Origin of the sequence: Collinsella sp. AM41-2BH (assembly GCF_003468085.1) — a bacterium.
Taxonomy (GTDB): domain Bacteria; phylum Actinomycetota; class Coriobacteriia; order Coriobacteriales; family Coriobacteriaceae; genus Collinsella.
On record NZ_QSGH01000044.1, the window covers coordinates 1 to 1590 of the forward strand.

Sequence of the window (1590 nt, forward strand, 5' to 3'; positions counted from 1 at the left end):
AACATTCCGCACTGATATTTTCTGTATTGAAGACGTCGATGATGCACCCGTATACCATTGACGTCGACACCATCAGATGCGGACCGCGCGGTGACCCCACATTCCGCTGGCGCCCACAGGGCTGCCCTCGTTTCCTGACATGTCCCGCGCGGGCCGCGGCGAGCCGAGACCGCCGCATGACCTAATAGGAGCATGGAGCGATACCGCGGACCCGAACAACCGCATTCTATCGCGCCCCGTCAGTGTGCCGTCTGCCCGGTCCAGGCGAGCACGGAAAGAACGGAGCGAGTCATGAGAACCGAATCGACACCCGGCGCCCGCGGGCCGGTCTTCTGCGGGGTCGACACCCACGCCGACTCGCACTGGCTGTGCGTCCTCGACTGGAGGGGCCGCAAGGTCCTGTCCCGCCAGTTCCCCGCCGACGCGGCGGGCTACGAGGCGCTCGCCGGGGCGATCGCGGCGGCCGGGGAGCCGGCCTGCGTCGCGATGGAGGGGACGTCGTCCTACGGGGCGGGCCTCACCAGGCACCTCGCGTCGCTGGGGATGCCCGTGCGCGAGGCGCTCTCCCCGGCGAGGATGCAGAGGAGGCGCCCGGGGCAGGGAAAGTGCGACGAGGCGGACGCGGAGAGGGCCGCCCGCGCGGCGATGTCCGGCTCGAAGCTCGGGACCCCCAAGAGCCAGGACGGGTGGGTCGACGGGGTGCGCTGCATGCTCGCGGCGCGCTCCGGGGCGGTGAAGGCGCGGACCTCGGCGATAAACACCGCGAGGTCGCTGCTCACCACCGCGCCGGAGGGGCTCAGGTCGAGGTTCCGCGGCATGGGAGGGCCGAGGCTGATGGAGGAGCTCCCCTCCGTGCGCGCCGAGGGCGCGCTGGGCGCCGCGCTCGGCGCGCTGGCGGACCTGTGGGAGGCGGCGCGCGACGCGGCGCTCGACATGGAGCGCGCGATCGAGGCGTCCCTGGAGGAGAACTGCCCCGCGCTGCTGGCGATGTACGGGTGCGGGCCCGTGAGCGCGGCCAAGCTCGCGGTCGCGGCCGGGGACAACCCGGGCAGGCTGCGCTCCGAGGCGTCGTTCGCGGCGATATGCGGGGCCTGCCCCATCCCCGCCTCGAGCGGCAAGACCGTGAGGCACAGGCTCAACAGGGGCGGCGACCGGCAGGCGAACAGCGCGCTGCACGAGATCGCGAGGCAGAGGGTCATGCGCGACCCCGAGACCGCCGAGTACGCCGAGAGGGCCAGGGGGCGGGGAAAGAGCGACAGGGAGGTCATGAGGTGCCTCAAGCGCTACGTGGCCAGGGAGGCGTACCGGGCGCTGATGCACCCGCACGAGATCAGGAGGCCCGAGGACGCCTCGGAGCTCGTGGCGGCCAGGCGCGCGGCGAAGGTCAGCCAGGCGAGGGCGGCGTCGATATTGGGAACCAGCGAGAAGTACATCTCGATGCTGGAGAGGGGCCAAAGGGAGCTCAAGCCCATAAGGAGGGCCTACGAGGCATGGGTCGAGGCCGGACTTCCGCTCGATTGGGACAGGCGGGCCTTCGAGGCCGAGCGCAAAATGGATTCTAAAAAACACCTTGCCAAATAGGAGCGTCAG

At 70.4% G+C, this 1590-nt stretch carries 1 protein-coding gene; it reads left to right on the forward strand.

The features are described from left to right. The first annotated feature begins 291 nt into the window (after positions 1-291). Positions 292-1581: an IS110 family transposase gene (locus DW899_RS10380; RefSeq protein WP_158566613.1), complete on the forward strand. Its 1290-nt coding sequence runs from the start codon at positions 292-294 to the stop codon at positions 1579-1581. The last annotated feature ends 9 nt before the right edge of the window (positions 1582-1590 follow it).

What these genes read in the sequence shown, in the direction of transcription:
- DW899_RS10380 (WP_158566613.1), top strand. Translation starts at nt 292, where the DNA reads ATGAGAACCGAATCGACACCCGGCGCCCGCGGGCCGGTCTTCTGCGGG.